The sequence below is a fragment of the Bacillus sp. WC2507 genome (assembly GCF_052656125.1).
This window is the reverse complement of the sequence record NZ_JBQXPN010000001.1, coordinates 1687090-1710979: the sequence shown is the minus strand read 5'-3', so window position 1 is coordinate 1710979 and position 23890 is coordinate 1687090. Positions and strand designations below refer to the sequence as shown.

Annotated in this window: 26 protein-coding genes and 1 riboswitch; of the genes, 10 read left to right on the top strand and 16 right to left on the bottom strand. The window is 33.6% G+C overall.

Annotated features, from left to right (window positions below; genetic code table 11):
• Positions 1-32: 32 nt before the first annotated feature.
• The 4 genes from abbA to ACUN28_RS09240 all read right to left on the bottom strand — a co-directional run bounded on the left by abbA (position 33) and on the right by ACUN28_RS09240 (position 1528).
• Positions 33-224: an antirepressor AbbA gene (abbA, locus tag ACUN28_RS09255; RefSeq protein ID WP_016086508.1), complete on the bottom strand. Its 192-nt coding sequence runs from the start codon at positions 222-224 to the stop codon at positions 33-35.
• Positions 225-332: 108 nt separating this feature from the next.
• Entirely contained in the window at positions 333-851 is a 519-nt protein-coding gene (locus ACUN28_RS09250) for a ribonuclease H-like YkuK family protein (protein WP_000896654.1), read from the bottom strand.
• A 74-nt stretch (positions 852-925) separates the two neighbouring features.
• Complete coding sequence (locus tag ACUN28_RS09245) at positions 926-1075, bottom strand: hypothetical protein (protein ID WP_016086506.1); 150 nt, start codon at positions 1073-1075, stop codon at positions 926-928.
• A gap of 216 nt (positions 1076-1291) precedes the next feature.
• Positions 1292-1528: a YkuJ family protein gene (locus ACUN28_RS09240; protein WP_000055151.1), complete on the bottom strand. Its 237-nt coding sequence runs from the start codon at positions 1526-1528 to the stop codon at positions 1292-1294.
• 233 nt (positions 1529-1761) lie between these two features.
• Here ACUN28_RS09240 and ACUN28_RS09235 point away from each other — a divergent pair, with 233 nt between their 5' ends.
• Entirely contained in the window at positions 1762-1998 is a 237-nt protein-coding gene (locus ACUN28_RS09235; RefSeq protein ID WP_016086505.1) for a glutaredoxin family protein, read from the top strand.
• 93 nt (positions 1999-2091) lie between these two features.
• Here the strand turns inward: ACUN28_RS09235 and ACUN28_RS09230 are convergent, their stop codons facing one another.
• The 3 genes from ACUN28_RS09230 to fadH form a co-directional block, all read right to left on the bottom strand.
• Positions 2092-2580, bottom strand: coding sequence for a DUF3993 domain-containing protein (locus ACUN28_RS09230; RefSeq protein WP_016086504.1), 489 nt, complete (start codon positions 2578-2580; stop codon positions 2092-2094).
• Positions 2581-2762: 182 nt separating this feature from the next.
• Positions 2763-3980, bottom strand: coding sequence for an EAL domain-containing protein (locus ACUN28_RS09225; RefSeq protein ID WP_016086503.1), 1218 nt, complete (start codon positions 3978-3980; stop codon positions 2763-2765).
• 255 nt (positions 3981-4235) lie between these two features.
• The gene (gene fadH / locus ACUN28_RS09220) at positions 4236-5000 is read right to left on the bottom strand and encodes a 2,4-dienoyl-CoA reductase (protein WP_016086502.1); all 765 of its coding nucleotides are present in this window, start codon (positions 4998-5000) and stop codon (positions 4236-4238) included.
• 243 nt (positions 5001-5243) lie between these two features.
• On the opposite strand from fadH, the gene ACUN28_RS09215 reads away from it, so the two are divergent.
• The gene (locus tag ACUN28_RS09215; protein WP_016086501.1) at positions 5244-6101 is read left to right on the top strand and encodes a metallophosphoesterase; all 858 of its coding nucleotides are present in this window, start codon (positions 5244-5246) and stop codon (positions 6099-6101) included.
• Positions 6102-6198: 97 nt separating this feature from the next.
• Positions 6199-6426: a hypothetical protein gene (locus ACUN28_RS09210; RefSeq protein WP_016086500.1), complete on the top strand. Its 228-nt coding sequence runs from the start codon at positions 6199-6201 to the stop codon at positions 6424-6426.
• 174 nt (positions 6427-6600) lie between these two features.
• Here ACUN28_RS09210 and ACUN28_RS09205 read toward each other — a convergent pair whose 3' ends face one another.
• Complete coding sequence (locus ACUN28_RS09205) at positions 6601-8709, bottom strand: polyphosphate kinase (RefSeq protein WP_033660114.1); 2109 nt, start codon at positions 8707-8709, stop codon at positions 6601-6603.
• 107 nt (positions 8710-8816) lie between these two features.
• Entirely contained in the window at positions 8817-10355 is a 1539-nt protein-coding gene (ppx, locus tag ACUN28_RS09200; RefSeq protein ID WP_033660115.1) for an exopolyphosphatase, read from the bottom strand.
• 177 nt (positions 10356-10532) lie between these two features.
• Here ppx and ACUN28_RS09195 point away from each other — a divergent pair, with 177 nt between their 5' ends.
• Positions 10533-10991: a YkyB family protein gene (locus ACUN28_RS09195; RefSeq protein WP_000804864.1), complete on the top strand. Its 459-nt coding sequence runs from the start codon at positions 10533-10535 to the stop codon at positions 10989-10991.
• Positions 10992-11022: 31 nt separating this feature from the next.
• Here ACUN28_RS09195 and ACUN28_RS09190 read toward each other — a convergent pair whose 3' ends face one another.
• A complete protein-coding gene (locus ACUN28_RS09190; RefSeq protein ID WP_016086497.1) occupies positions 11023-11685 on the bottom strand; it encodes a YkyA family protein in 663 nt (220 codons plus the stop codon).
• A 653-nt stretch (positions 11686-12338) separates the two neighbouring features.
• Positions 12339-12980: a diguanylate cyclase domain-containing protein gene (locus ACUN28_RS09185; RefSeq protein WP_016136806.1), complete on the bottom strand. Its 642-nt coding sequence runs from the start codon at positions 12978-12980 to the stop codon at positions 12339-12341.
• A gap of 163 nt (positions 12981-13143) precedes the next feature.
• Here ACUN28_RS09185 and ACUN28_RS09180 point away from each other — a divergent pair, with 163 nt between their 5' ends.
• Positions 13144-13377: a phage holin gene (locus ACUN28_RS09180; protein WP_016086494.1), complete on the top strand. Its 234-nt coding sequence runs from the start codon at positions 13144-13146 to the stop codon at positions 13375-13377.
• Between the two features lie 31 nt (positions 13378-13408).
• Here ACUN28_RS09180 and ACUN28_RS09175 read toward each other — a convergent pair whose 3' ends face one another.
• On the bottom strand, positions 13409-13909 hold the full coding sequence (locus ACUN28_RS09175) for a hypothetical protein (RefSeq protein ID WP_016086493.1): 501 nt from the start codon (positions 13907-13909) through the stop codon (positions 13409-13411).
• A gap of 427 nt (positions 13910-14336) precedes the next feature.
• On the opposite strand from ACUN28_RS09175, the gene ACUN28_RS09170 reads away from it, so the two are divergent.
• Both ACUN28_RS09170 and ACUN28_RS09165 read left to right on the top strand, forming a co-directional pair.
• Entirely contained in the window at positions 14337-15878 is a 1542-nt protein-coding gene (locus ACUN28_RS09170) for an MDR family MFS transporter (protein ID WP_000445746.1), read from the top strand.
• A gap of 151 nt (positions 15879-16029) precedes the next feature.
• Positions 16030-16605 (top strand): PadR family transcriptional regulator, encoded by a 576-nt coding sequence (locus ACUN28_RS09165; protein ID WP_016086492.1) that lies wholly within the window; start codon positions 16030-16032, stop codon positions 16603-16605.
• A gap of 180 nt (positions 16606-16785) precedes the next feature.
• Here the strand turns inward: ACUN28_RS09165 and ACUN28_RS09160 are convergent, their stop codons facing one another.
• Complete coding sequence (locus tag ACUN28_RS09160) at positions 16786-17217, bottom strand: NUDIX hydrolase (RefSeq protein WP_016086491.1); 432 nt, start codon at positions 17215-17217, stop codon at positions 16786-16788.
• A gap of 332 nt (positions 17218-17549) precedes the next feature.
• Positions 17550-17738, top strand: a riboswitch (cobalamin riboswitch).
• A 128-nt stretch (positions 17739-17866) separates the two neighbouring features.
• Here ACUN28_RS09160 and metE point away from each other — a divergent pair.
• Positions 17867-20155: a 5-methyltetrahydropteroyltriglutamate--homocysteine S-methyltransferase gene (gene metE, locus ACUN28_RS09155; RefSeq protein ID WP_016086490.1), complete on the top strand. Its 2289-nt coding sequence runs from the start codon at positions 17867-17869 to the stop codon at positions 20153-20155.
• A gap of 37 nt (positions 20156-20192) precedes the next feature.
• Here the strand turns inward: metE and comJ are convergent, their stop codons facing one another.
• Entirely contained in the window at positions 20193-20582 is a 390-nt protein-coding gene (comJ, locus tag ACUN28_RS09150) for a competence protein ComJ (RefSeq protein ID WP_000424013.1), read from the bottom strand.
• Positions 20583-20617: 35 nt separating this feature from the next.
• The gene (nucA, locus tag ACUN28_RS09145) at positions 20618-21052 is read right to left on the bottom strand and encodes a DNA-entry nuclease (protein ID WP_000811502.1); all 435 of its coding nucleotides are present in this window, start codon (positions 21050-21052) and stop codon (positions 20618-20620) included.
• A gap of 237 nt (positions 21053-21289) precedes the next feature.
• On the opposite strand from nucA, the gene ACUN28_RS09140 reads away from it, so the two are divergent.
• Positions 21290-22039 carry a DUF3967 domain-containing protein gene (locus ACUN28_RS09140; RefSeq protein ID WP_016086489.1) on the top strand — a complete coding sequence of 250 codons (750 nt, stop codon included), beginning with the start codon at positions 21290-21292 and terminating at the stop codon, positions 22037-22039.
• A gap of 38 nt (positions 22040-22077) precedes the next feature.
• Here ACUN28_RS09140 and kinB read toward each other — a convergent pair whose 3' ends face one another.
• Positions 22078-23352, bottom strand: a complete 1275-nt coding sequence (gene kinB / locus ACUN28_RS09135; RefSeq protein WP_016086488.1) for a sporulation sensor histidine kinase KinB — start codon at positions 23350-23352, stop codon at positions 22078-22080.
• A gap of 309 nt (positions 23353-23661) precedes the next feature.
• On the opposite strand from kinB, the gene ACUN28_RS09130 reads away from it, so the two are divergent.
• Positions 23662-23862, top strand: a complete 201-nt coding sequence (locus ACUN28_RS09130) for a hypothetical protein (protein ID WP_000929285.1) — start codon at positions 23662-23664, stop codon at positions 23860-23862.
• The last annotated feature ends 28 nt before the right edge of the window (positions 23863-23890 follow it).

The window sequence follows — 23890 nt, the reverse complement described above, 5'->3', positions numbered from 1 at the left end:
ACACAAAAAAAAGACTACCATTCCGGTAGCGCTTAATACCCCTTATTTTTTAATCTGTAAAATAACCTTGTGATTTTTTTATATTGCGTCACATCTGTCCGTTTTAACCCATTCTCAATATCTGTAAGTTCCACAGCTAAAATTTCACTCGCATAATTTTGCTGAAATAGAATATCTAGTAACAAACTCTCTTCTTCTTCCGTTAAAACAAATTCCTTTTTCATATACCCCTCTCCTTATACTCGCATCGTTACTCTTATTATATAAAATTTCCAACTCATTTAATAGATGTAATATTCAGTTTTTAGTGAAAGATATATAAAAATTGTTTTTTATTTCGTATATCGATTTGCATAACTAAACGCTGCATAAGCATCTGGCTTAATTTTTGCAGTTAATCCCATCGCTTGAATTTTCGCTGTCATATCTAGAATAAATTCTTTTGTTAAACCATCATTTCCGATATCCAAGTGAATTTCCATTATAAATCCAGCCCCATCTTGAGCATATGGATGCAATAAATCCCATATTGTTTGTATATGGTTTGGAGTAAATAGGCATGCGATTTCTTGGCTAAACTGCGTTTCTAAATATATTTTCTCACGTAAAGTTGCTGGCTTATCTTTTACTGATTTATGGTGTAAACAGCCCCAGGCACCTTTTCCAACGCGATGAATATGAATTGCCGTAATAAACCTCGTATCCTTTTGATGTGCTTGTGAGTCTGTCCCAATGGATAAGCGATATAAATTTCGTGGATCCTTTTCAATGAAACTACAAATACGGCTAAAGACCATATCAAAATTTAAATGTCTCTCTGAAACATTATAAAATGTATGTTCACCGGCCACATAGTCACGTCCTTTCAATTAGACAGACTCTTCGTATTCTCATTGTATGGGACAAAAATAAAAATTATAACTTCCTACCCTTTATTCGTTTCAATATTTCGAATTACAAAATGGCAAACTTGGCACGTATAAATTACATTTTGATTCGATTGAGCCGTTAATACATGAATAATCTCAGCAGAATTGTGACATTTAGGACAAATCACAACTGGTAAACGTTCCATACAACACACCTCCTCGTTATTTTTATCCCGCTATTTGCTACCCATAAACACCCAATTGGTGATGGCTAATAATCAGTATAGGACGAAGAAGCCCCACTGATTACAATTTCACTTTATTACCATTGTAGGAAAAATGAAAAATCCCTATACATATATGCTAAAAAGTAATAGAACTAAAAAAGGTGTTGCCATATGGCAACACCTTTTTTATATGTATCAAGAAATGATATCGTAAATCTCAATTGCAACCATGTCGATATTATCGAATTGATACACTTGAGGTTTTTCACCTTGTTGATACACTTCTAACTCATACATTTCACTTTTATCGAAAAATTTCACGCTACATTTGCGCTCACCGTTCACTTCAAAATAGCGTTGTGCTACTTCACCGCTTTCAGCTTGTTCTTGTAGACTAACAAGTCGAGTTAAAATTCCTTGGAGTAGAGACATGAAATCTCTCCTTTCTCTGATCTTCCTACCAATAGGTTTTACAGCTATACTCATTCTATCCGTCATAACAGAAAAAATGTTCCACACTCTAGGATAAAGGTTATTGGCCAGAAACTCAACTAAAAATTTGTCGAAATGCGAAGGAAAAAACAGAAAAAACATCTTTTCCCTTCTTTATTGCGATTTTTATACTGGAAGAATATAATAAAAAACAGAAAAAAGGAGGAATTACAATGAAAAAAATTGAGGTTTACACACAACCTGATTGTCCGCCATGTGTCATTGTGAAAGAATTTTTAAAGCATAATAACGTTGTATATGAAGAATTTGACGTAAAAAAAGACACTGCTGCACGCGATCGTCTTTTATATGACTATGATTCTTATTCAACTCCAACAGTTGTAATTGATGGAGAGGTTGTTGCTGGTTTTCAAATTGAAAAATTACAACAGCTACTCAATATAGAATAGGAATAGGTAAAAACCTATTCCTATTTTTATCCTGCTATTTGCGGTCTATTAAGTAGCGCGAGACGAACATCCCCCACTGATTAAAGTTTCACTTTATAATTGTTGTAATCTTTTTATTTCAGTTAAAAGTTCTTGGCTTTCATGATATCCGGCCAATTTCCATTTCCCTTGATCTCTTTGTAATGTTACAATTTGATATTGTCCACTTTTCGCCCGCTCATATACATATAAAATTTTATGCTCTTCATCATATGACATTTTCGTTTCTGAATGAAAAGAAAACGGTGCTTCTTTTGCTGGAAGCAAATATTCACCACTTTGTTTATCACTTCTACTATTTTCATCTGTAAATACTTGAAGGAAATTCTCTGTAAAATATGGTGATAACGTTTCTATCATCTTATTCATCGGCAAATGCTTCCCACGAATTGAAAATTGGGTTTCATAGCCCTTTTGTATCGTTGTAAACACTTCTTTCCGATCGACTTTCACTTCCTCTTTTCCTAAAACAGTTGTAACACTATAACCAACTAGAAAGGCAACGCATACAAATAGAACTAACCATATTCCATATTTCCTCATTTTTTCACCTTCCTTTTAAGAAAACTTGTCTTTGTAGTATTCATTGTAACAATGATTATGCAAAGAATGGGTTGGTTTCGTTCGTAAAATCTTTACAACGATAGACAGCATTTTCAGCACCATTTTCACTATTACCAATTTATGATAAAAACAAACAAAAAATGCACGAATTTCTTCGTGCATTAAAATAAAACATCTTCTTCATATAAATATTCATACGATAAATCTATAAATAAAAAGTTTTCATCATCAATTGGGAAAGAGAATGTTCGTACCATTTCACCTGTTTCGATATCAGCATATAAATCTGAAAGTCTTGCCTTATTCTCAAAGCGCATTTTCATAATATTTTCTAGAAAATACGGGCGCCAACTCCAGTTTTTCATATAATACTCAGGCATCACAATCCATTCCCCATCTTTTTTCATAACGTTTCCTGATTGTTGGAAACCATCTTCGTTACAAATAAATATGCGAAAACTACATTGTGATACACTTTGGCTAAATTGTAATAACCAATCATTTATATCTTCATTCTTTTTTTGTTTCGCTAGAACATCACCGATTCGATCACGTAACATTTCTGTTAAATTATAAATCTTTTGTAACTTTTTCTTTTCATGTTGAATAAATTGATGACACTCATTACCAAGTCGTTCTTTCAAAACATTCGTTTCAATAAAATCAGGTAAGCATTCTTTCAAATAATTCCCTTGATAGTATCTACCACCGTTTTTCCAAGCATATTGTAGTTGATAAAAAGCATCTATTTCTTCATATAACAATGTCGCACCAATTCTTCTAGCAAGTAATGATAAAGAATATAAAATATCTTGATAAGATTGTAAAAGTGCAGTTTGCCTTAAGTTTGTTAAATCTACCTTTAAAATATCCGGTGCTAACACGCTAATACGTTCTAAATTACTTGTACCTGTTCCGACTTTATTAATCGAAATTTGAATACCATATGTACGATAATACATAAGCAAATGATTAAATTGCTCTATATCTTCTTTACATTCATGTTCTGTAATCTCTAAAATAATGTGTTTCAAATTTAAACCTTGCTCTTCATACATCAATAAAAGTTGAAGTAAACTTTCATCATCATCGTTCATTAATACGTTCGCATTCCGATGTATAAATAATAATAGTTTTTGATCACTTTCTAAATAACGGTTTAAAGCTTTTTCTACTATAATGTTATCCGCTTCCAGTTGAAACTCACTTGGAATGGAATCATCATGAAAGAAAGAAGCTAAACTTTGTATGCCCTCTTCTGTTTGAATACGCCCTACTACTTCATATCCAATTACAGTATGCTCATCAGCACTAAAAATAGCTTGATAATAAGGAAGGACTTTATCCAAGTTACTCATTACATCTAATGCATCTATCAACGTGCTTCCCTCCCTTTACTTTTCAAAAATTATAACATGATATTTACGGAAAAATAATAAAAAATCCCTTCAGTTCTCCTGAAGGGATTAGAGGGGTAAAATGCTAAGGGGAATTAGCAATTCTACTATGAAGAAAAAAGAGGTCTTAAATATAACGTATATATGACCTCTTGTAAACACTTTTCTTTCACATGTCACAATTCCGTCACATTTACCCGTAGAAAAATGAATCAAACATTCATTTTCTCATCCCTTTTAAAATGGATATTGATGTAAATGTTGTCCTCCATCCATTGTCATGCAAGTTCCATTTATGTAAGCAGCTTCATCTGAACATAAATAATAAGCTAGACCTGCGATTTCTTCTGGCGTACCCAACCTTCCAAGTGGAACACTTTGTATCGTACGCTTAGCCATTTCTTCTGAAATCCATAATTTATCAGCACCACCCGTACGTTCAATTGGTCCTGGCGCAATAGCATTAACTCGTATTCCATATTTACGGCCCCACTCAACAGCAAGCGTCTTCGTCATCGCTAATACTCCAGCCTTCGCTGCAGCCGAATGAATAACTCCTGGACCTGCATCCCATGCATATGTTGCTACCATGTTAATGATATTCCCTTTTATACCTTTTTCAATCCAATATTTTCCGACAGCCTGACTACAGTAAAATGTACCATTTAACACAATATTAATGACCGAATTCCAGCCATTCACGGATAAATCTTCTGCTGGACAAATAAAGTTTCCAGCTGCATTATTTATTAAAATATCAATTCGCCCAAACTTCTCATCAATCTGTTCAATCATTTTCTGAATATCATCCGTATTTCTTACATCCATTTGTACAGGTAATATTTGTCCTGGAAATTGTTCAATTTCCAATTTTGTTTCCTCTAGTTTTTCCATTGTACGTCCTGTAATAACAACTCGTGCCCCTTCTTTTGCAAAACGAGTCGCCATTCCTTTTCCCATTCCGCTGGATCCACCTGTTATAATAACTACCTTTTCTTTCACATACATCCCCTCCCAAAAATGAATACACATTCATTTTATCATTTTATTTAATAGAAATCTTTATATTTTTAAACTTTTCTGATATTTTAACGTAAAGAGGTTTCTTTTCATTCATTTTTTCGTAATCTATACTACTTTTTTATTATTTAAAATATATTTTAAATAAACTGAAAGGAGATTTGAGTAACCTGTAAATATAACGAACACATATGATATAAGTCAAATAGGTATACTCATATTTTTATGAAGAATATTACAAGAAGAGATTTTTTAAAAGCTGGAATGCGTACTTGTCTATATTCATTTATAACCACTAGCATCGGATACTATTACGCTAAATATATTGAGCCTCATTTACTCTCTTTGACAGAGCATACACTTAAGTCACAACTTATACCCAAAAGTTTTCATGGTATGAAAATTCTTCAATTTAGCGATTTACATCTCGGATACTATTTCTCTCTTCAACATTTAGCTCAAATCGTTTCACAAATTAATGCTGTAAAACCCGACATTGTTCTTTTTACTGGTGATCTTATTGATAATTATCAAACATATACTGACACTCCTTTCGTTGCATCCATTTTAAAAAATATACAAGCACCCTTCGGTAAATTTTCTATTTATGGTAACCATGATCACGGGGGATATGGAACGGAATACTACGAACACATCATGCGTGAATCTGGATTTGAACTATTACTAAATAGCGAAAAGAGAATTCGTCTACTGGATAATAGTGAAATTTCAATTTTCGGTCTCGATGATATACTACTAGGCAAACCAAAAATAGCGGAGACATTACAGCACGCGAGGCAAAACACTTATAATATTGTTCTTGTCCACGAGCCAGATATTGCACCTAAAATTGCTACATATCCAGTTAACTTACAACTTTCTGGTCATAGCCATGGCGGACAAGTACAAATTCCTTTTTTAGGCGCTATTATTACCCCATCACTTGCTAAAAACTATGTTGAAGGTTTCTATACAATTCAAGATTTAGCTCTCTATGTCAATCGAGGCCTTGGAAGAACACGTGTCCCATTCCGATTTATGTCAAAACCTGAAATCACGATTTTCACGCTCCAACATTCGTAATCATTTGCCTATTTTCTTGCATATCCTTTCTTGTACGCGCTCATCCACGTTTCATTTACCATATGATAAAAGTGAGTCCAATAAAGGAGGTTTGTTCATGTATCCATATTATCAACCAATCCCAGTCCGTTCAGCACCTATTGGTCCAGTAGGCGACTCACGCTTCTTTCCGTTTTTTGGCGTCCCATTTCTAGCTGGCATTGCTGGTGGACTGCTCGGCGGAGCATTAGCTTTCGGTCCTAGACCGTATTATCCACCACCTTTCCCACCGCCACCACCTTATCCTTGTTATGGTGGACCTTGTCAACAACCATACTATTATTAATGTACTGCAACAATTCTACCAATGTTATTCCCTCTCTTAACTGATCCATAATCTATTAACATGCTTACAATAAAAACTATTCTCTCTACGCATCCTTCTATTAGAGAACGTATAATAAGTAGAGAACAAAGTAAAAAAACCTCTTTTTTAAGAGGTTTTTTTACTTTGTTCTCATTATTCAGCATCCGTGTTTTGATACGCCATCTTAAACAACTTCACTTGGCTATCAATTTCTTCTGTACTACCATTAATAACATAATAATAGTCACCGTCTTTATTTTGTTCACGCGTTTTTACATTATCAGCTAAAGTAAGCTGTAAAATCGCCTTAATTCTCGCCTTCATTTCAATATCTAATATCGGGAAAGATATTTCTACTCGCTTTTCCATATTTCGCGTCATCCAATCAGCTGAAGATAAATATATCTTCTCCTCTCCATTATGATGGAAATAATAAATTCGACTATGCTCTAAATATCTCCCGACAACACTAACTACCCGAATATTTTCACTTACATTTGGAATACCAGGCCTTAAACAACATGTTCCTCGAACAATGAGCTCTACCTTTACTCCAGCTTGTGAAGCTTCATACATTTTTTTTATTAATGGTTTATCTGTTAATGAATTCATCTTAGCGATAATATATCCATTTCCATATTGCCTATGATAACGGATTTCTTCATCTATTAAATCCATAAATTGCTTTCTTATATCAAATGGTGCAACCGATAAATGATGAAAATGTGGTTTTGTTGTATAACCACTCAAATAATTAAAGAAATTTGTTGCATCGACCCCAAAGTCTTTTCGTGATGTAATATACCCGAAATCAGTATATAACTTTGCTGTTGCGTCATTATAATTTCCAGTCCCAAGATGTACGAACCTTTCAATTTTTCCGTTTTTTCTCCTTACAACTAGCGTAATTTTACTATGTGTTTTCAAATGACTTACACCGTAAATAACGTGACATCCTGCCTTTTCTAATTCTTTAGCCCAATGCACATTATTTTCTTCATCAAATCTGGCCTTTAATTCAACTAATACCGTCACTTGTTTTCCTTTTTCAGCCGCTACCTTTAGCGCCTGAATAATCGGCGAATCCCCACTTACTCGATATAATGTTTGTTTGATCGCAAGTACATTCGGATGGTCTGCCGCATCACGGACAAAATCAACTACTGGCTGAAACGATTCAAAGGGATGATGTAATAAAATATCATGCTCAATTGCTTTTTCAAATACATCTTCCGCATCCCCTAAATCTTGAGGCCGTTGCGGAATAAGAGCCGAATATACAAGATGTTCATATAAAGGAGCTAGTTTTTTATATAAAGAAAATAGACATGTTAAATCTAGCGGTCCATCCATTATATACACATCTTCATCTTTTACTTCCAACACCTCATATAATAATGCTAATACTCTTTCATCAATATGCTCTTTGCCAACTTCTAAACGTACAGCAGCTCCCCACTTACGCTTTTTTAATTCTTTTTCAATTACCTTTAATAAATCCCTCGCACCTTCTTCATGAATTGTTAAATCCGCATTTCGTGTAATACGGAAACGGGTAACAGACGATACTTTATATCCTGTAAATAATTTATGAGTAAAACCACTAATTACATCTTCTAATAAAATAAATTTATGCTTTTGCCCTTCACTCGGCAAAAATATGAATCGTTCAAGTAATGAAGGAACTTGTACAATTCCTAACTTCGTGCGGTTTTCTTCCTCCACTTGTTTCTCATCATATAAAAGAGTAGCTAAATTCAAACTTTTATTTAATAACATCGGAAATGGACGATATGCATCAATAGCTACAGGTGTTAAGACCGGGAATATTTGCTCATCAAAATACTCTTCTATAAATTCTCTCTGTTCTTTCGTCAAATCGTGGAATGTTAAACGCTCAATTCCCTCTAACTCCAGCGCTGGCAACACATAATTTTTAAACGTATCATATTGTACAGTCATTAATTCATGGGCCTTTATCGCAATTTTATTTAATTGCTTTTTTGGTGTTAAGCCAGCCTTATTTTCTGGCTGGTTAAATCCAGCACTCACTTGATCCTTCAATCCTGCCACGCGTACCATAAAGAATTCATCTAAATTTGAGCTGAAAATGCTAATAAACTTTAATCTTTCCAAGAGCGGATTCATTTCATCCTGTGCTTCTTGTAGTACACGTTCATTAAATGCTAACCAACTTAATTCTCGATTATTGTAATGAGCTGTATCATTTAAATTTACTATATTCCCCTTCAACATTTCCATCCTCTTCACACTTCCCTTGAAACTTTTTTACTATAATTTAGTTACCTTCATTTTAACAAATTACAATATTCCAAAGTGTTAATTTTTTGTAAAGACATCCGTACAACCTAATGTTTTGATTCAAAGGATAAATTAATAGACGTTTTCAATACTCTTTCCAGCTGCTTTTTTTGCTTTTCAGCTTGCACTTTTTCCGCTAATGCCGATTGCTCACATTCTATTTTAAATGTTAATCCTTCTTTACTTTCTGTAATAGATATCGATTCAACAAGCGATCTTTGTCTTATATTTAGAGCTGCTGAAAATTGTAAAACAGCCCCTAATAGGCGAATTTTTTTTTGTTCGTTTTTATCAAACCATCCTTCAAATGGGGACAAATGTTGTTTGAATAACATTTTTGATTTATAAGACGCAATAAGCGCTAATCTAACTCGCTCTTTGTGCATCATACCATCAATTGTTTTATTCGCTAATAAATAAAACGTATGTAAACGACTCGCTTCTTCGTCTATATATTTGCCTATATTAAATACTTTCGCTGCTTGATGGAATATTTCCCAATCTTTTGCTGACATAGAAATCAGCCCTGTTTCTTCAAGCTGTTGACAAATCAATCTTCCATGTTTAATAAGCTGTATTACAAATTCCATATCCATCTCATATTCATGTGATAATAAATACAAACTTTCTTCGACTACGTTCGGATAATATGAAATCCCCAAATCTTTTGTCAACTCTTCATAGAAAACACCTTCTCGTAATCCCTTTCTACTTAATACAAATGCTGGTGCCTCTATAACGTTAACAAGCGTATGAAATACTTCGACTGCTGGAACAATTGTATCTGCTCGATCTTTTGCCAATCCTTCCAATTTTTGAAGTTCTATGAACGACAATGCTTTCAATTCTTCTTTCACATTTTTAATATCTGCTTCTTTCATTTTGTATAAATGTACCCCTGCTATAGGATAACAAATTAAATTTTGATGAATTTTCACTAAGTTCCTCGCACTACCACCAATTGCAATAAGAGGCAATTTCTTATCAATTAACCATGGTAATGTTCGAAATTGATACTCTAAGTACGTTTGAATCTTTTCCAACTCTTCTTCAGTAGGTATATCCTCTTTAATAAATTGTTGCTTTAAAGAAAGTGCTCCAAAAGGAAAGCTATAATACTCTAAAATCTCTCTATTTCGAAAGTATGTAACTTCCGTACTTCCTCCCCCAATATCTACTGTAATTCCTTCAGAGAACGAAGTTGAATTCATAACTGCTAAATAGCCGTAACGTGCTTCTTCATATTCTGATAATACTCTAAGAGTAAAGTCTGTTTGTCCTTCAACAAGTTTTTTAATTGCCTCTTGATTCTCAGCCTGTCTAATTGTTGCAGTTGCAACACAAAGGACATGATGCAACTGGTGGAATCGTGTACTTTCTTGAAATTGAAATAAGGTTTGTAACAATACCTCTATTCCTTCTTCAATCAACACACCATCAACTAAGTAATTCCTTAACCGAGCAACCACTTTCGTATTTTCAATCTCCTTATAAAACCCTCCGTTTTGCTTTTCATAAATAACTAAACGCATTGTATTAGATCCAATATCTATAATGGCATATTGCTGTTTTAATATTTCTTTCAAACTTCTCACTCTTTCATTATCAAATTTCTAAAACACATTCTATTACTATTATACAAAATAGTTGTTTTTTGTAACAATATTGCTTTAATATTGAAAATATATACAATCACTTTTTGCATATAATAAAAACCTCTTTTATTTATGGTATAATAATGAAAAATTGAAAGGAGATTCAATATGAAACCTTCACAACCACAATCTCAATTACAAAACCAACATTCTATTAATCGACTAGCTCAATCTATTTTCGTTGTGAATCGTCATGCTAAAGCTGCAACTAATCCGAAGTATTTATACTGGTTAAAAAAGACGGCTTTAGAACGCTTAATTGCTGAAAAAAAAGCTATTAAAGAAGGATTACATTTTTCTAGAAATCCACGTTTTAGCCAACAACAATCCGATGTTCTTATACGTTTAGGTGATTATTTTTTCCATATTCCTCCTACAAAAGAAGATTTTCGAATCCTACCACATCTTGGTCATCTTGAATCCTCCTATCGAAATCCGAAAACAACCTTATCTTTAACAGTAGCAAAAAAAACACTTCAAGATTATATTGGTCCTGAAGCACTGAAACAAGAAAAAAAATTAAGTGAACCTGTCCCATGGTATAGTCGTACTTATACAAAAAAATAAAACAGTTTGGCCAATTGTAGGCCAAACTGTTTTATTTTTTCTCTTCTTTAATTTTAATATTTGCTTGTTTATAAAAAGCTATTTTTTCTGTATTATAAGATTTCGTAAATTCATTAAACTTGTCTTTCTCTGATTCGATATCCTTATAAGATTGATTTACTACTTTTACTTTTTCACTAATATCTTTTAATTTTGTACCTTTATCTTGTAACATTGTATATAATTCTTTTTCTTGTTTTAACGATTTATTATAGCTATCATACATCTTGTTAAATGAATCGTGTCGTTTCTCATATGTGCTTTTCACTTTATCCGCTTGATCTTTCAATTTCTTATCTTCAATTTTCTTCACATATTTATCTGCTGACTTCACTTCTTCTTGTGCCTTATTTAAAGATTCTTTTTCTTTTTTAAGCACTTTGTCTCGTTCATCTGTATTTTTCACTGCTTGGTTCAGTTTTTCCTTAACAGTTTGATTATTATCTTTTCCTTCTTGAACAATCTGGTTATATAATTCTTGTCCCTCTTTTTCTAAAGTTTCAAGTTTCTTTGCATCTTCAAACATTGTTTTTTCTTGCTTTGCAGCATTTTCAAATGCAACATATAATTCCTCTTCTGGTTTCGGTCCGAAACAACCAGCTAGTAAAGTCATTGATAATGCAGTTACAATTGCTAATTTACTATATTTCAACATCTTCTTCCTCCTACTTATATACGATCATCGTGTAAAAAGCTATGAAAATTACATATCCTTCTATAAACTCCATACTCGCACCTTTTTTACGAAAATCATTGATATTGTTTATAATGCTTGTACAAATTGTATTACTTAAAATCACATTTTACTTTTTTGAACCAAATAGTAGTTTCATATCCATCTTTTACTTGGCACTTTTTAAAACCTGTTCATACTATGTATTACATAAAATTACAACGGAATTCATCACAGCCATAATAATTTGAAGAACAACAGCAATAATAATTCACCTAATAAAAGATGATCGTTGTTCTCTCACGTCTATCATTCTATCATTCCCTTTCCGGCTTTCTATCAAATAATCTATTTGTTCATTTTACACAGTATAAATGCTATCTTGCAACAACTTACAATTATTCTTGTCATTCCCTAAAAAGGAAAAGTGTAGAGCATGCTTTCCTCTACACTTTTAAAATGAAACACATTGTGCAAAATGCATTGACACATCCATCATAATTATATGCTTATTCCATATATTTTTAAAGACTTTTATTACAAAAAAAGTTCTTTTTGTAATAAAAGTCAAAAAAATGTTACAATCAAAACTTCTTCATTTCATATTTCTTTAAATCAAAGTTTCACTTATTGCCTTACAAATTTCTACGCTGGTACAATTGATTTTGTGCCTTTCTTAACAATTCTTCAAAAGTTTTTCCTTCTATTGGATAACTAGCAGCTCCAAATAATAGAGTCATACTTAACAAGCCATTTTCTATTTCACTTTCAATATTTTTCATTAATCGGTTTGTTATTGTCGACTTTTCATGTCCGTTATCATTCGCCACAATAACATACTTATTTTCATCCCACCTCGTAACAACATCCCCTTTACGAATTGTCTTCACAATCGTACTCTCCAATTTTTGTACTAACACCTCCATTTTTTTTTCTTGCACTGTTTCTTTTAGTTCTTTCCATTCTTTCACAGAAAGAATGTACACTGTAATATTATGAGAATCCCGTTCTGATAAAGCAGCTACTTTCTCAAAGAAATCAACTACAAAATCATTACTTGCCATTCCCCCTACTTCCGTATCCATACGCTCACTCGCTCTTCTATCATACCAATGTCCAAAATAATAGCTGAGTATCATTTGCAATATATAAATAATAAAGACAGTATAAAATGATCGCGAATCCAGTTTTGTAATTACATCCTGAAGCGCAATCCATTCTGTAACTGCCACTGTATTCCCAAGTAATAATCCACTAATTTTCCCTTTATGTTTCATACTTCCCCCCCCTTCTATACCAATATATGTTTCTATAACAATTATGTTTTTCTACAAAATAAAAAATGTACATATGCAATGTACATTTCCGCTTAAGCTTGTCTCCCATTTCTATTCTATTTCATATATATACTATATATCGTTTTAGAAAGAGGTGACCTATATGCTAAAAAAAGAAAATCTATCAGATATTGTACGTTTACTAGCAGGTTTTCTGTTATCTTTAAAATTATTATTTAATTCTTTCGGAGTGAACTTTATTACAAACAATCAAATTGACGCTATTGTAAATGTTGCTTCCTTTCTTTTTATTCTATATTTTGGTTATAAAAATAATTATGTAGGAAAAAAAGGAATCGAGCAAAAAAAAGTACTCAAAAAGCATAACCTTCACTAAAAAAGGAACCTTTCATGCAGGTTCCTTTTTATCATTGCCGCACAACAACTTCATTTGTTTGGAGCGGACCATATGATACTCCTTTATATTGAAATGTATATGTAGCCTGAAATAATGCGTTTTTGAGTGCTTTATCTTTATTTGCTTTTATTTTACAAATTAATTCAACCTTCTCATTCGGCAATAAATTATCGATGCGCCACCTTACAAGCTGGAACAAAAACTCACTTATCCCTTTATCCGTTTTTAATGAATTTGGGATATATGCAAAATAATCTCGAATCATATGACTTACTACAACTCGTGAAATCATTTCCATTCCTTTATTTTCAACTTCAATTCGAATAATAAGTATGTCGTTTACATCATAGGTCAGTTCATATGAAAATTTTTCTTTATACATACTACGGATTTGCAATGTAACTGCTACATTAGGACATTCGTTTTCCTTTTTTGAGCCATCAATCCATAATACCGGTTGTAGCGGTATTGAACGCCTTCCTTGATCTGAAATTCGTTTCCATATTTTCATAATAATATTCACCCCATTTCAGATGCATCATCCATACGACTTTATTCTGCCTCTCTACCCACCAATATTAATAATGCTTGTTACAAACAATATATAGTTATTACTCTTCCTTTTATCCTATTCGACAATATAAAGAAAAAACCATTTTTCCTCTGTTAACAGACGGTATTCTTCCTGAAATATTTTTTTACAATTTCCTTCATTGACTTTATACCAATATTAAGTATCGCTCACTCTTTCGCTGTCCATACAACAGAATATTTTGACGGAAGAAAAAGTTTGCCTTTTAGTCAAATTTGACTATAATAATCTTTATGGCTTTGTCAGTGTACTTGTGTAAATTAATTTGAAAGAACTATACTTTAAATTTTTATGCGTCGCACTCAAAACTTAATATAGTTTACTTATTATTAAAGGAGGGTTATATTTGGAATCTCAATTATCAAAAAAAGACTCCAACAAGACAAAATTTGTTGTTGCTGGTTTACTACTTGGTATTTTAATGGCAGCAATGGATAATACAATTGTTGCAACCGCAATGGCAACGATTGTTGGAGACCTAGGAGGATTTGACAAATTCGTTTGGGTCACGTCTGCATATATGGTAGCAACAATGGCAGGGATGCCGATCTTCGGAAAACTTTCTGATATGTACGGACGGAAACGCTTTTATATTGGTGGTCTTATTCTTTTCTTATTCGGTTCTGCACTTTGCGGAACAGCATCTAGTATTGAGCAGCTAAGTATTTATAGAGCAATTCAAGGAATCGGTGGCGGCGCTCTTATGCCTATCGCCTTCACAATTATGTACGATATATTCCCACCAGAAAAACGTGGAAAAATGACAGGGCTATTCGGTGCGGTTTTTGGAACATCTAGTGTATTCGGCCCTTTATTAGGTGCTTATATTACAGACTATATAAGTTGGCATTGGGTCTTCTATATTAATATTCCATTAGGACTTATCTCCTTCTTCTTCATTACGAAATACTACAGTGAATCTCTAGAATTTAGAAAACAAAAAATTGATTGGGCTGGCGCTATTACACTTGTTATTAGTATCGTTTGCTTAATGTTCGCCTTAGAACTTGGTGGTAAAGAATACGCATGGAATTCCACTGTTATTATCGGTTTATTTACAACAGTTGTTATTATGCTTATTATTTTCTTCTTCGTAGAACGAAAAGCAACTGAGCCTATCATTTCTTTTCATCTATTTAAAAAACCTTTATTTGCAGCTAGCCAAGGAGTTGCCTTTTTCTATGGTGCTGCCTTTATCATCTGTACAGTGTATATACCAATCTTCGTTCAAGGTGTTCTCGGCGGTTCAGCCTCCAATGCTGGATTAATTTTAACACCTATGATGGTTGGCTCTGTAATTGGAAGTCAAACAGGTGGACAGTTAGCTTCTCGAACAAGTTATCGTAACATCATGATGGCATCTGGCGTTTTCTTCGTTCTTGGTATTTATTTACTAAGTACTTTAACAATGGACACACCACGTCTACTCGTAACGCTATTTATGGTTCTCGCTGGACTTGGAGTTGGTTTCTCATTCTCAGTTTTAAGTATGTCTTCTATCCACAAATTAGAAATGAGAGACCGTGGTTCTGCTACATCAACAAACTCATTCTTCCGTTCACTCGGTATGACTCTTGGTGTAACGATTTTCGGTACAATTCAAAATCATATTTTTACAGATAAACTAAACACTTTGTTCCCTCCGGAACTAGCTAAATTAGCTCCAAAGGGCGGAGACACAAGTTTCTTATTATCACCAGGTGCTACTGATAAAATACCAGCTGAAATATTAACTGGTATTAAAGAAGCTCTCGCTACCTCTATTGCCAGTACATTCTTCTGGGCACTTATCCCGGCTGTACTAAGCATTATTTGTATTTTACTTATGGGAAATGAACGCCTCTTTACAGGTCCAAAAACGAAACAAAAACAAAAGCAGGTAAGTTAGTATAGAAAAAAGAAACGGCATACCCTTTATGAAAAAGGGTATGCCGTTTATAATATATAAAGTAAATCTTTAATCAGTAAGGAACCATTCCCACTGATTATTATCCCGATTGGTAAGGGATAAAGTTTCTATATACAGGAGTTGAAACAGAATGAGCATGAAATTAGTCATTCTCGGCTTGCTACTCGAAGGGGATAAACATCCATATGAAGTGCAACACATCATGAAAGAAAGACAAATGGATTGTTATATTAAATATGCAAAAGGATCACTTTACTACGCCTTCGAACAATTAGAAAAGCAAGGTGCAATTCGTATTACCACGATTGTTCGAGACACGAATAGACCAGATAAAACAATCTTTCATATAACAGGAGAAGGTAAACGGTTATTTCACACGTTACTATTAAAGCAATTCGAAGCAAAAAACCAAATATATAAACCAATTTATTCAGCACTCTCTTTCGCTCAGTTTGGTAATGATCAAGAGTTAGTTCCTATTTTAGAAAAGAAGAAAAATGATACCATTCAATATTTACATAATATGCAAACTATTTATGATTGTAGCAAAGGCCAAATTCCACGTGCACAACTATATATTTTGCAAAGCGTTATTGAACATATTACAGTTGAATTGCAATGGTTAAACACCCTTCTTACAGATGCAGTTGCAGGGCGACTTTCAGAAATTGATATAGATAAAGAAGAAACTGTAAAAAGACAATAAAGTTATTTACTTTTAAACCCTAAAATAAGCATACCCCCGTTCTAATTTAGGACAGGGGTATCATATAGCTGTTTAATTTTCGATATAAGATACTTCACTGCGCTCAAAAATATAACAATACAGTCGTTTAAAAATCTAAGATTTATTCATCACTAACGTCCCATAATGGAAGGTTGTTTCTTAAAATTCTATATAAAAAGGATGTTGGTTTTCATCCAAACTGTATTCAATCCTTTGTCTGAAATTCATAAAATTCACCATTTCTAACGCCTGCTCAATAGGATAGAACCCTACTTCCAAACTTTCTGGTGTAGTCGTTAATTTACCGCCAACTGGCCTAGCTAAAAATAACGTATTACATATTGAATGATTCACATTTTGGAATACTCCACAAAACTTTAAAACCTCAATATCAATACCTGTTTCCTCTTTAGTTTCCCTTATTGCAGCATCTTTCAAAGACTCTCCTTCTTCGACTTGTCCACCTGGCATTTCCCACCCTCTTCTAGGTCCCTTAATTAATAGAATTTCTTTTTGTTCATTCATTACAATTGTCGCTGCTGAAACTATATGTTTTGGCGGTAAATAAACATTTTGTGTGCTTTGTTCCAAGTGAAATTCCCCATTTCTATAAACTTAGTATATTCATCTTTATACAGCAATCTTGTTCTTTTTTGTGATAACTTACTATTTCGAAATGAACCCCCCAATCCCCTTCCTTATTCCAGAATATGGACCGATTGTTAAACAACATAACTAGCGTCTTATCTCTGTACAAGTACACACTTCTTTATAAGTTTAATCCAATTCACCCCTCTTTATTAGTCAGAAAAATAAGAATAATAAAAAATAAAAAACTTTAGAATTTTCTTATTTCAAAACAGTAGACAAAATTCCAAAAATTGTGTTAGAATTTGTTTCAATATCATATCGCTTGTTAACTTCCTTTCAAAAGGAAAATAGGTACACGAACATTTCGTTTCGTGTTTAATAGGGAAGCTTGGTGAAACTCCAGCACGGTCCCGCCACTGTAAATGCTGAGATTTCTTTTTTAGTGCCACTGTGAAAACGGGAAGGTGAAAGAAATTATATGAAGCATAAGTCAGGAGACCTGCCTGTTTTAACAACACTGATAGATTCACGGATGATGATGAGGTGTTAAAACAAAAAGGAAGGCTTATTTTCTATGCCTTTGTACTTTTTGTTATAGGTATTTCCTAGTAAACGGAAATGCTTACTTTCAATTAGGGAGGAATTTAAAATGGCAATTCAAACGAGTAACTTAGGTTATCCACGTATCGGACTACAAAGAGAGTGGAAAAAAACATTAGAAGCTTTTTGGTCCAATAAAATCGATGAAGAACAATTTTTAACAACAATGAAAGAAATTCGCCTTCAACACGTAAAAGTACAGCAAGAAAAAGGGATTGAACTCATTCCAATTGGCGACTTTACATATTATGATCACGTTTTGGATACTGCTTATATGCTAGGATTTATCCCATCACGTTTTTCTGAGTTTACATCTTACCTTGATGTATATTTCGCAATGGCGCGCGGCTCTAAAGATCACGTAGCTTCCGAAATGACAAAATGGTTTAACACAAACTATCATTATATCGTTCCTGAATATGAAGAGGGATTACAAATCTCTTTAAAAGATAATCGTCCACTTCGCTTATACGAAGAGGCAAAACAAGAATTAGGAGTAGATGGAAAGCCTGTTATTTTAGGGCCATATACTTTCTTAAAATTAGCTAAAGGCTATACACAAGAGCAATTTACTACCATTTTAAAACAATTAGTTGCACCTTACGTACAACTGCTTTCAGAATTGCATGCAGCTGGTGCACAAGTCATTCAAGTTGATGAACCGATTTTCGCTTCTTTAACGAAAGAAGAAGTTCAACAGGCAAAAGAAATTTATGAAGCTATTCGTAAAGAAGTTCCAAATGCGAATCTTCTTTTACAAACATATTTTGATAGCGTAGAAGAAAACTATGAAGAAATTATTACATTCCCTGTATCCGGTATTGGATTAGATTTCGTTCATGGTAAAGAAGGTAATCTACATGCTATTTCACAATATGGATTCCCAGCTGATAAAACTTTAGCTGTCGGTTGTATAGATGGCCGTAACATTTGGAGAGCTGACCTTGATGAAGTTCTTACGTTATTTACAACGTTACAAAAACAAGTCCAAACGAAAGATTTCATCGTTCAGCCTTCTTGTAGCTTATTGCATACACCAATCGATAAAACAGAAGAAACTCACTTATCGACTGAACTATTCGATGCATTAGCATTTGCAAATCAAAAATTAGAAGAGTTAGTTCTCATTCACTCTGCTCTCACTAAAGGTACAGAAAGTATTAGTAATGAGCTAGAAACATATCGAAATGTACATCATACAATTCGTTCATCTGCTGTACGTAACCGTGAAGATGTCAAAGCAGCACGAACAGCACTAAAAGAAGAAGATTTTTCACGTCCTCTTCCATTTGAAAAACGATACGAATTACAACAAGTTGCCCTAGAGTTACCGTTATTACCAACAACGACTATTGGTAGCTTCCCGCAAACAACTGAAGTTCGTCAAACGCGAAAAGAATGGCGTAACGGTGTTATTTCAAATGAACAATATGAGCAATTTATTGAAAAAGAGACAGAAAAATGGATTCGTTACCAAGAAGAAATTGGTCTTGATGTCCTTGTACATGGTGAATTCGAAAGAACTGACATGGTCGAATATTTCGGTGAGCGCCTTGCTGGTTTCTCATTCACTAAAAACGGTTGGGTACAATCATACGGTTCTCGCTGCGTAAAACCACCTGTTATTTATGGTGATGTTGCCTTTATTAACGGAATGACTATTAAGGAAACGGTTTATGCACAAAGCTTAACAGAGAAAGTTGTAAAAGGAATGTTAACTGGACCTGTTACGATTTTAAATTGGTCTTTCGTTCGAAATGACATTCCAAGAAAAGAAGTTTCGTATCAAATTGCATTAGCTCTTCGTCACGAAATTGAACTACTTGAATCTTCCGGAATTCGAGTAATCCAAGTCGATGAGCCAGCACTTCGTGAAGGAATGCCACTAAAAGAAAAAGATTGGGACGCTTATATTACATGGGCAGTACAATCCTTCCTTTTAGCAACTTCTTCTGTAGCAAATGAAACACAAATTCATACGCATATGTGTTACAGTAATTTCGAAGATATTGTTGACGCGATTCGCGCATTAGATGCAGATGTGATTTCTATCGAAACATCAAGAAGCCACGGAGAATTTATTGATACATTAAAACATACAACATATGAAAAAGGCATCGGTCTAGGTGTATATGATATTCATAGTCCACGTGTACCGAGTAAAGATGAAATGTATAAAATCGTGGAACAATCTTTAGAAGTATGCGATCCTAAATATTTCTGGATTAATCCTGATTGTGGTTTAAAAACGAGAAGAACGGAAGAAGTTATCCCGGCTTTAGAACACATGGTGCAAGCAGCAAAAGATGCTCGTTCCCTACTAAAAACAAACGCATAACAAAAATGGGTTATCCTTTTTGAGGATAACCCATTTTTTATTCTTTACTTTCAAAAAAGAATTCGTATTGTATTTTATATAATTCATCATCCGTTGGTTCTTCAAGAGGAGTTGCCTGTAATACAACTGTATACTCACCATTCGGAATAGGGATTTGAAATTTATTTGAAAGAATACTTGTTACAACGATACATTCATTTTCAATTGTAAAAGGAACTGTAACCGTTCTAATCACTTCTTCTTTCTCAATATGCTTCCCGCAAGTCACTTTTACTTCACAAGTATAATCAGAGAGTGCTTCAAAAATAACAGTTCCATCCGCCTTCGCATAACCTCTTTCAAAATCTTCATCCGTCCAGTCAACGTAAGGCTGATCACCGTCATAGTTCATCAACATTAATTGCGAATACGAAATTGTTAACTCCATAGGTCACTTCTCCTTCATTATGAAATATGCAACTACTACTTTACGTCAAATTTCACACGTGTACCATCTGGGTATTTATCTAACTTATTTCCTACCCAAGACCCTGCCCCGCGATTATCGGCTGGACTTATATATTCAATATGTGCTCCTTTTCCGCCTTCTTTACACATCGCCATTGGCCATTCATCACGATCATACCCTTTTTTTGATGGGTATGGAGCTAACGATAATTTTCTTCTATCCGCAGCGCCACCACGGTCGATTGTACAAACTTCTGAATGCCCTTCTTTTATAGCATCCGTAATATGTTTCCCTGTCTCTGGATATCGCTCTTTCGGAAATTCTAGAACTTGATCATACGCATTTGTTTTTTTGATACTTGTTTCTTCTGGAACAAGTACTTCATACACCGCTACTACAATAGAAAGAATTGCAATAATTGAAATGATAATACCTTTTAATTGCTTCATGTATACCTCCATGATTCTACCAGTTTCTTTTCCTCAGTTATTATAACAAACTTCTCCTGTATATGTTTTCAGACATTATTTTAGCTCTTCTTCGCCATTCCGCCAAAAAACTCTCATTTTCCTTCATCTTTTCACTAATGCTGTAGAAAACTAATAACCTTCCGACATTCTTTTTCAAAGGAAGTCCTCATAAAAGATTGAAATGATATATACGATACTTTTTGGGGAGGAAATATTATGGAAGCTACCTATAAAACGAAAGATGTCACGAATAAAACAGGCATCCCAAAACATATAGTTCGCAAATATAGTCAACTGTTAGAGGATCATGGTTACATCATTTCCAAAACAGCTGACGCTCGCATTTATAAACTGGATGATTTAAAACTATTGAAATCTATACATGAAAGAGCTGCTACACTGCAAGAAGATATTTCAGAAACGATACCTATTATTTTAAAAGAAAAAGAGGCCCCGCCTGTACCCGCTATACAAGATAAGCAAGAAATACAAACGAAAGAAAAAGAAGATGGGCGTAACTTTGAGGAGTTCATGTTAAAACTTGAAATGCTCGCTCAATTAAATGAAGCAATTATTCATCAAAATTCTACCCTTATTACCCAAAATCGTTTAAAAGATGAAAAGCTAGATGAATTGATGCAACAAGTTTATGTAAAAGAAGGCTCTCAAGAAAAAATGCTACAAGAGTTAGTAGATCATGCAGCTCAAACAGATGCCCTGCAAAAAGAAAAGATGGACTTATTAATGAATCATATGTATAAACGAGAATCTAAGCAGGAAGAAAAAATGAATAAACTCGTTAATCAAATTTATAATAAAGACAGTAATCGTGATGCACAACTTATGCAAGTTATTCGTGAAATTCAAGAAACAAAAAGAATGGTTGCTGCCTCAAAAGAGCAAGGATTCTTGCAATCATTTAAAAGTTTATTTAGTCGAACAAAACAAGAAAAAACAAATGAATAAACAATATAAAATAAAAAGTTACCTTCCACCGGTAACTTTTATTCCTTATTTTTTACAGCTGGTAATATAATAATCGCTTCAGTTCCTTTCCCACTTTCGCTTTTATATTCCAGTGTACCATTATGTGCTTGTAAAATACTAAAAGTTACCATAAGCCCTAATCCTGTCCCTTTTTCTTTTAAAGAATAATATGGTTGTCCCAGCCTTCCTAACTGTTCGTTCGTCATTCCAACACCACTATCTTTAACTCTTATTACAATCGTTTCATCTTTTTGCATAGCGGTTACTTTTAAGTATCCTTTATTTCCTTGAATTGCTTCAATACCATTTTTAACAACATTCATAATTGCTTGCTTCAATTTCGTCTTATCACCGATCGTATAAAGACTTTCAGAAATCTCAACTTGTAAATATACACCTTGCATCGCTGCAAATGATGACATAAGAGTTGTCATTTCTATTAATTGAGCTGATAAGCAAATGTGTTCTTTTTTCTCAATTTGTGGCCTTGCTAAATTCAAATAATCTGAAATAATTTGTTCTGCCCGGTCCAATTCAGCTAATACGAGACGCATATAATCCTTATTCTTCACATCTTCTGTACTTTCTAGCAATTGAATAAAACCACGAACAACAGTGAGCGGGTTTCGAACCTCATGTGCAACACTTGCTGCTAACTCACTTACAATATTAAGCTTTTCTGATTTTTGCATCTCTGTACGTAGTATTGCATTTTCATTTAAATATTCCGTTAAGTACACCTGAAATACCATTGTCATAACCATAGTAAGCGAAGCAAATATATATCCGCTATATAGGTTCGAAATATACGGTGTAAACCCCGTTTCTAACAGAACGTTAATCATGCCAATCACTAAAGAAACAAGTACGTACAATGATGAAATCATAAATGCTAAAATTAGCTTCTTGTCCCTTGAAAATAGAGACCATTTCTTTGATAAAAATAATGGAACTATCAATAAAAATAGTACTTCTATGACTGGAAGAAGGCTCATTCCCTTGAGCGCCCATTCAGATGCAACAAAAATAACGGCCGGGATTAAACCAACAATCCCACCGTATAGAAAACCACTAACAATCGGGATTGGATGAAAGTTATACCCACAAACGTTACCAAAACAAATAGAGTATGTCATGGAGAGAACGAGTGTAATGCTGGATAAAAACATAATAAAGTAGCGGTTCGGCTTCGGAGGCATTTCTTGATAACGATTTAAACGAATCGCTTCATATAAAAATAATGGCAAAATAATGATGGCAATTTGGATCATTAAATCACGGATCAGCTCCATAGCCTCTCATCCCCTATATGTATTTTGATATGATTATATCATTTTACGGGTTTATTTGTTTTAAAATTTTGATTTTTCTTAACATATTTGTTAATTCTTTGTTAACAACACATAATAATTGTTACAGATTTTCGAAATGAATGTAAACCCTGTACCAAATTTCCGTCGGGCAGTATACAATGAATACGGATTACAAAGAAAATAAAAAATACTTCATGAGACGGACAACTATAGCAAAATACAGCATATAATCCATACTATCTATGTTTACAAATAAGTGATCATTATTTTAGTAGGAGGAAGATAAATATGGCGGGTACTACGCTTGTTTTAAAAGAAGAAAATTTGGTCGTTCTAGAAAATGTTGAAAAATCAGTATATGAAGAGTTACAGCATAAAACAGGAGAAGAAAATTGCACATGTGCTGTGAATGAATCAGTTGTTCACCTTGGCAAAGTATCCTCTGTACTTTGGAATGAAGATGAAATAGATTGGGAGTACGGATATTAAAAAGTCGCTTACAGCGGCTTTTTTTCTA

What these genes read in the sequence shown, in the direction of transcription:
- ACUN28_RS09165 (WP_016086492.1), top strand. Translation starts at nt 16,030, where the DNA reads ATGAGCATGAAATTAGTCATTCTCGGCTTGCTACTCGAAGGGGATAAA.
- nucA (WP_000811502.1), bottom strand. Translation starts at nt 21,052, where the DNA reads ATGAAGCAATTAAAAGGTATTATCATTTCAATTATTGCAATTCTTTCT.
- ACUN28_RS09190 (WP_016086497.1), bottom strand. Translation starts at nt 11,685, where the DNA reads ATGTTGAAATATAGTAAATTAGCAATTGTAACTGCATTATCAATGACT.
- ACUN28_RS09180 (WP_016086494.1), top strand. Translation starts at nt 13,144, where the DNA reads ATGCTAAAAAAAGAAAATCTATCAGATATTGTACGTTTACTAGCAGGT.
- ACUN28_RS09235 (WP_016086505.1), top strand. Translation starts at nt 1,762, where the DNA reads ATGAAAAAAATTGAGGTTTACACACAACCTGATTGTCCGCCATGTGTC.
- kinB (WP_016086488.1), bottom strand. Translation starts at nt 23,352, where the DNA reads ATGGAGCTGATCCGTGATTTAATGATCCAAATTGCCATCATTATTTTG.
- ACUN28_RS09195 (WP_000804864.1), top strand. Translation starts at nt 10,533, where the DNA reads ATGAAACCTTCACAACCACAATCTCAATTACAAAACCAACATTCTATT.
- abbA (WP_016086508.1), bottom strand. Translation starts at nt 224, where the DNA reads ATGAAAAAGGAATTTGTTTTAACGGAAGAAGAAGAGAGTTTGTTACTA.
- ACUN28_RS09140 (WP_016086489.1), top strand. Translation starts at nt 21,290, where the DNA reads ATGGAAGCTACCTATAAAACGAAAGATGTCACGAATAAAACAGGCATC.
- ACUN28_RS09130 (WP_000929285.1), top strand. Translation starts at nt 23,662, where the DNA reads ATGGCGGGTACTACGCTTGTTTTAAAAGAAGAAAATTTGGTCGTTCTA.
- comJ (WP_000424013.1), bottom strand. Translation starts at nt 20,582, where the DNA reads ATGGAGTTAACAATTTCGTATTCGCAATTAATGTTGATGAACTATGAC.
- ACUN28_RS09245 (WP_016086506.1), bottom strand. Translation starts at nt 1,075, where the DNA reads ATGGAACGTTTACCAGTTGTGATTTGTCCTAAATGTCACAATTCTGCT.
- ACUN28_RS09185 (WP_016136806.1), bottom strand. Translation starts at nt 12,980, where the DNA reads ATGAAACATAAAGGGAAAATTAGTGGATTATTACTTGGGAATACAGTG.
- ACUN28_RS09215 (WP_016086501.1), top strand. Translation starts at nt 5,244, where the DNA reads ATGAAGAATATTACAAGAAGAGATTTTTTAAAAGCTGGAATGCGTACT.
- ACUN28_RS09230 (WP_016086504.1), bottom strand. Translation starts at nt 2,580, where the DNA reads ATGAGGAAATATGGAATATGGTTAGTTCTATTTGTATGCGTTGCCTTT.
- ACUN28_RS09210 (WP_016086500.1), top strand. Translation starts at nt 6,199, where the DNA reads ATGTATCCATATTATCAACCAATCCCAGTCCGTTCAGCACCTATTGGT.
- metE (WP_016086490.1), top strand. Translation starts at nt 17,867, where the DNA reads ATGGCAATTCAAACGAGTAACTTAGGTTATCCACGTATCGGACTACAA.
- ACUN28_RS09175 (WP_016086493.1), bottom strand. Translation starts at nt 13,909, where the DNA reads ATGAAAATATGGAAACGAATTTCAGATCAAGGAAGGCGTTCAATACCG.
- ACUN28_RS09205 (WP_033660114.1), bottom strand. Translation starts at nt 8,709, where the DNA reads ATGGAAATGTTGAAGGGGAATATAGTAAATTTAAATGATACAGCTCAT.
- ACUN28_RS09240 (WP_000055151.1), bottom strand. Translation starts at nt 1,528, where the DNA reads ATGTCTCTACTCCAAGGAATTTTAACTCGACTTGTTAGTCTACAAGAA.